This window comes from Hydrotalea flava (assembly GCF_001623405.1).
Classification (GTDB): Bacteria; Bacteroidota; Bacteroidia; order Chitinophagales; family Chitinophagaceae; genus Hydrotalea; species Hydrotalea flava.
In genome coordinates, this window is the sequence record NZ_LUHG01000053.1 from 1 (window position 1) to 5,616 (window position 5,616).

The window sequence follows — 5,616 nt, forward strand, 5'->3', positions numbered from 1 at the left end:
CCCGAAAATAGTGGTCAGGAGCAGGTTGCCCGGAATGTTGTACCGGAATGTTGCATTGTGTGCACTGTTCAGAACTGCCCCACTGCTTCATTGCCCATACGCAGGCAGCGCCTATCACCATTAATACCAATAATTGCAGGAACGACTTGGCCATTGATGTATTTTTGAGTGAAACGAACAAAAGAAAGAGAAGTTACAATATCCCCAAAAATGGTTCTTTTGGGTGATTATCATTTGATGAACCGAGAAGTTTTGCCACGAATGCAAGAATAGGGTCTGAACTATGATTTATAGGATTCAATGATTACCCTGATAGGTGCCTAACGGATAGCCGTTTGCGGAAGCAACAAGCGGCATTACTCCCCATGTATTGTTCTTACTCGGGTCCCCGCAGCGTCTCCACAAACGCCTATATTTCAGAAAACTATATCCCACCCATCTTCCTATGTAAGCTCCCCTTTGCGCCCTTGGCGAAATTACTTTGCGTACTTTGCGTGAAACTTCCAACCCATTCATTCAAAATCTGAGTAAAATCTGTTGCAGCTTTCAAAGTCCTTTTACCTATTCCTCCATCATTCAATCGCGTTCCTTTAAGTAGTTGCATTATTACCAACAAATCGGTAAACGTTTGTATCATTTGGCTTCAATCTAATTCATTTTATTGTTTTGATTAATTCCTCAAAGCATTTCGCTATATCAGCTTCATCAGGAATAGGCCTGTAAGCTAAAGCAGATAGTTCAGTTTGATATTTTGCTTTGAGTTGTTTCCAAATAGTTGGAAAATTTGTTATCAACGGTGATTCAGCGACAGATTTAGATTGCCAGCCAATTGGCACCTTAAATATTTCCTTATCGTGCAGTAATATAGTATCAATCTTTTTCTTAAATGAAACTGAAGCCACCAATTCTCTGCAAGAAGGCATTTGCATTAGATAATATAAATCATAAAAGTGTCTAACTTTTTCTAAAATACCTTCAACTGTATTTTCACTGAATGAAAAGCGGATTAAAGACGCCATTTTTTCCAAAAGCGTTTGTTCTTTGTTCAATACGTTCACATAAAAGGGTTGGAGATGGTATTGCTCTATGTAATTTTCATTGGCTGTCTGCATCAAGAAATTAAACACCATACTCTTAATGGGGAGCCTTTCATAATGAAAAGCATTAGAAAAGGAATTAATCTCAACAATCAGTTTATTATTACTATTCCCCCTTTCAATTGTAACATAATTAAAAACAGATTTTCTAAACCTTGACCCCTTACTTGTTATACCTTCTATTGGCAATTCTGTTAAATCAACAGTTATTTGTTTTTCAATTGTTCGAAGAATATTTTTAATCTCATTACCGGGTTTTCCTTTGGAATTTAAGAGTGCAATATCTACATCTTCAGAAAAACGTTCTATCAAATTATAGCCTTTTGATAGCGAGGTACCACCTTTAAAAACAGCCTGATCTGTATACTTACATATTGCCAATTTACTTAACACCCATGTTATCCAATAATCTTTCTCAACAAATTCCAACTTAATATCCAAGTGCTGCGAAGCTGCCCTCAAGGTATCGGAAAATAATTTTTTGTTGTAGTGCAAGCTCATACAATATTCCATTTTTCGGTGGTGGTTATTGCTTTCGCTGCACCTGCCAGTTTATACTTAGTAATGGGATTCAATGATTTGAAAAGCGGTTCTGCTGCTTTTTTTTGTTGCAATTGCTCTAACAATGCTCCTAATAAAGCTCGGGTAGCCGGTGGATATTTTAAAGCCAAGCGAACCAAGGTGTTGATTTCTTTATCAGAAAGATTTTTGATGATAGCTAAAACCCTTTTACAAGATGTATTGATATTGGCATCAGGTATTTTTTTGATGTAGCGAATAACATCCAGTAACTGCAACAAAGGAATGTTCTCTTTGGTGATGGTATTTTTTTGCTTTACAAATGAAATGGTATAGCGTTCTCTTTTAAAATTGGGGCGGACTTGATTTTTTCCGATTTGTATCATGTTACTTACTTGTGTGGTGAAGCCCATTTGATTGTAAATGCTGTAACCTGTGAGATAACCGGTTGTTTTTCCATTTTCTTCCAACAAATCCTTTACAACCTGAGCCTGATTGGGTTGTAAGTTGCCAAAGGGGGTGTTTTCGGGTTTGTAGTATTTACCTTTGGATAGTTTGGCAATCTTGCCCGAAGCCACCATACGGTTCAGGGCTTTTATGACCGCTTCCTTTTGGCTCACCTCTGTAATAAAGTCAGCATAGGTGAATACATAGCCCTTGGGTAGCCTATCTATGACAAATGCTATGTAATCAGCCGTTTTCATGTTTTTAAGTTGTGTAAAGTTAATAAATTTGTCCAGTTTATTAACAAAAAAACTGGACATTTTATAATTTTATTGTATGGTATTAACCACCTACTCCCATACCCAAGCACCCAACACCCGAATAAGTTGCCACGAATAACTCAATTGGGCACGAACCACAAGCGCATGCTTTTCGGTAAGTAAAGAATCCCCATCACCACCTTTTAGCAACCCAATACCTAACAACCAATTCGTTTTGCCACGAATGCACGAATAGGGTCTGAACTATGATTTATAAGATTCAATGATTACCCTGATAGGTGCCTAACGGATAGCCGTTTGCGGAAGTAACAAGTGGCATTACTCCCCATGTATTGTTCTTACTCGGGTACCCGAAGTGTCTCCACAAACGCCTATATTTCAGAAAACTATATCCCACCCATCTTCCTATGTAAGCTCCCCTTTGCGCCCTTGGCGAAATACCTTTGCCGGCTTTGCGTGCCACCCAACACTTTTATTAGTTGCCACGAATGCACGAATAGGGTCTGAACTATGATTTATAGGATTCAATGATTACCCTGATAGGTGCCTAACGGATAGCCGTTTGCGGAAGCAACAAGCGGCATTACTCCCCATGTATTGTTCTTACTCGGGTACCCGAAGTGTCTCCACAAACGCCTATATTTCAGAAAACTATATCCCACCCATCTTCCTATGTAAGCTCCCCTTTGCGCCCTTGGCGAAAACCCTTTGCTGGCTTTGCGTGCCACCCAACCTCCTAGTACCCGACTAATCACCACTCCAAATTTGCATATTTTTGCAAAAATGGAATCCAATTCCAAATTTGCATATTTTTGCAAAAATGGAATCCATGATACCAAGGGCTATTTTACCGCAGGCGCAATTGTATTTATCACAATTTAGAGCAGTTTGCATTACAGGGCCCCGGCAAAGCGGTAAAACTACATTAAGTAAAATGCTGTTTAAAAAGCGGCCTTATGTAAATTTTGAAAATCCGGATACCCAGACAAAAGCCGAAGAAAATCCGGCTGCATTTTTACAACAATATAACAGTGGTGCCATTCTGGATGAAGTGCAACGATTGCCGATTCTTTTCAGGTATTTACAGGAAATTTTAGACAATAACCGGGCTCGCGGCCAGTTTATACTAACCGGTTCTAATCATTTCTTATTACAGGAACAGATGTCTCAATCGCTGGCAGGAAGAGCGGGGTATTTAACTTTATTACCCTTCAGTTATGCTGAATTATCGCAAACGCATGCCTTCCAACAAAAAAAATATTCCCTGCAACAACTTATTTTAACCGGTGGTTATCCTGAAATATGGCATGAACAATTGCAGCCCCATATTTGGCTGGCTTCTTATTTGCAAACCTATGTACAAAGAGATGTGCGATTATTAAAAAACATTGGCAACTTAGCCGCATTTACTAAACTAATATATTTATGTGCAGCGCATGCCGGACAATTATTAAACCGCGAAACCTTTGCATCGGCTATTGGGGTAGATAACAAAACCATTCAATCCTGGTTAGGTTTATTAGAAACCAGTTTTATTATATACCTATTACCACCCTGGCATAACAATTCCGGCAAACGCATTATTAAAAGCCCTAAACTGTATTTTTATGATACCGGGCTTTTGTGCTTTTTATTACAAATAAGAACCGCTACACAATTACAGCAACATGCTGCCTATGGCGCTATTATGGAGAATTGGGTGATATCTGAAATTAAAAAAAACCGACTCAATGAAGGATTACCCGATGACCTACATTTTTATAGAGATAGTGCAGGCAATGAAGTTGATCTGGTATTTGAAAAAAATGGGATTGATATGGCTATTGAAATAAAAGGAAGTAAAAAATGGGATACCGGCATGCTTCGGGGTTTATATTATTGGGATAAATATCATCCACAAGCACAAAAAATTTTAATATATGGAGGCGAAGAAAATAAAAACATTAATCAACAAATACAAATTGCTTCCTGGAAAACCATTGTTGACATATAATGAAACGGTTGGTACGAATGATGCGGTAAGCTTCCCTACCAATTCGTGCACATTTGTGTTATTCGTGGCTAGCAATGCATAGCACAGATTCCACAGATGGTGCTGTTGCGAAATGTTCAACAACATTTTCCCGATGTAAGACCACCTTTGCGGGCTTGGCGAAAAACCTTTGCGGGCTTTGCGTGCCACCAACACTTTTATTAATTGCCACGAATGCACGAATAGGGTCTGAACGATGATTTATAGGATTCAATGATTACCCTGATAGGTGTGTAAGCTTCCCTTTGTGGGCTTTGCGTGCAAACTTTGTGTCCTTTGCATGAAACCACAAATACCATCCTTAGTTGCCACGAATTCACGAAAATTTTTTTGGAGGAAAACTGTTGGAGGGATACCGGGACTTACAAAGCAGCAGCAATAAAAAACCCGGCCATGGCCGGGTAGTAATATAATATTTTTATGAAACCAACGTATTATACCGCATTCTTATCTCCCCAAAAAGCGGTTTTAAGAGTTAGCAATACAATTTTGGCATCTAAAACCATACCCACGTTGTCTGGTATTTGTTGCGTCAAAACTTTCATACATCAAATTTACCTTTTTAATGGAACTGTCAAATTATAAGGCGTACCCTCCATGTACCTGCCTGCAACACCATGAAATAGGCACGTAAATTTTTTAATTCGTGTTCATTCGTGTCATTCGTTCCTAAAAATGAGTGAACCTCAAGTGCAGCAGATACATACATCCCAAAACTTTGAAATAACAATCCGGCCTAAGCTATTGCCATGTTTTTTTAGTTGATAGTCATTATTTATTTTTACTCTGTGGGAAATAAAATATTAGAGGACTTTCATAGTACTGATTTAAAAAAGTTCGAAAGAAATTATCAAGTCTGGCTTTAAAGTGTTTAAGGGCGACCAACATTTGTTAGGGGATGGTGCCTATTTTTTTGTTGAGGAATTACCGCCAACACCCAATGTCAGTAGTGAAAAATGGGCAAAGGCTGAAGCATGGAATAAACATAAAATGGGATATTTATATAATAAATATGCAATTATTAAAGTTCAAATTAATGTAGATGAAATTTTTTATTTGGATTTAAATAGAAAAGACGGGCAGGAATTTTTGATTATTTAAGAGAGGCATTTATTAAAAAAGTTGTTGAAGCTAAGAGCTTATATGATCTTATAAACCTTTCCCCACCCCAACAAAAAACCCGGCAGTTGCCGGGTTAGGAAGAAAATAAGTTAAAAATAATAAAATTAACTAATGACCATTG

Annotated in this window: 4 protein-coding genes; 2 read left to right on the forward strand and 2 right to left on the reverse strand. The window is 38.1% G+C overall.

What is annotated here, in order from left to right; translation table 11 throughout:
• Positions 1-653: 653 nt before the first annotated feature.
• Both A0F92_RS06270 and A0F92_RS06275 read right to left on the reverse strand, forming a co-directional pair.
• Positions 654-1,598 (reverse strand): nucleotidyl transferase AbiEii/AbiGii toxin family protein, encoded by a 945-nt coding sequence (locus tag A0F92_RS06270; protein ID WP_167516854.1) that lies wholly within the window; start codon positions 1,596-1,598, stop codon positions 654-656.
• On the reverse strand, positions 1,595-2,320 hold the full coding sequence (locus A0F92_RS06275; protein WP_068243024.1) for a DUF6088 family protein: 726 nt from the start codon (positions 2,318-2,320) through the stop codon (positions 1,595-1,597). The genes A0F92_RS06270 and A0F92_RS06275 overlap by 4 nt, the downstream gene beginning before the upstream one ends.
• An 850-nt stretch (positions 2,321-3,170) precedes the next feature.
• Between A0F92_RS06275 and A0F92_RS06285 the strand changes: the two genes are divergently transcribed.
• Both A0F92_RS06285 and A0F92_RS06290 read left to right on the forward strand, forming a co-directional pair.
• A complete protein-coding gene (locus A0F92_RS06285) occupies positions 3,171-4,334 on the forward strand; it encodes an ATP-binding protein (protein ID WP_068243027.1) in 1,164 nt (387 codons plus the stop codon).
• 906 nt (positions 4,335-5,240) lie between these two features.
• Positions 5,241-5,474 (forward strand): hypothetical protein, encoded by a 234-nt coding sequence (locus A0F92_RS06290; protein ID WP_068243021.1) that lies wholly within the window; start codon positions 5,241-5,243, stop codon positions 5,472-5,474.
• Positions 5,475-5,616 lie beyond the last annotated feature (142 nt).

Excerpts from the sequence above, each read along its gene's own strand:
- A0F92_RS06270 (WP_167516854.1), bottom strand. The coding sequence starts at position 1,598 with ATGAGCTTGCACTACAACAAAAAATTATTTTCCGATACCTTGAGGGCA.
- A0F92_RS06285 (WP_068243027.1), top strand. The coding sequence starts at position 3,171 with ATGATACCAAGGGCTATTTTACCGCAGGCGCAATTGTATTTATCACAA.
- A0F92_RS06275 (WP_068243024.1), bottom strand. The coding sequence starts at position 2,320 with ATGAAAACGGCTGATTACATAGCATTTGTCATAGATAGGCTACCCAAG.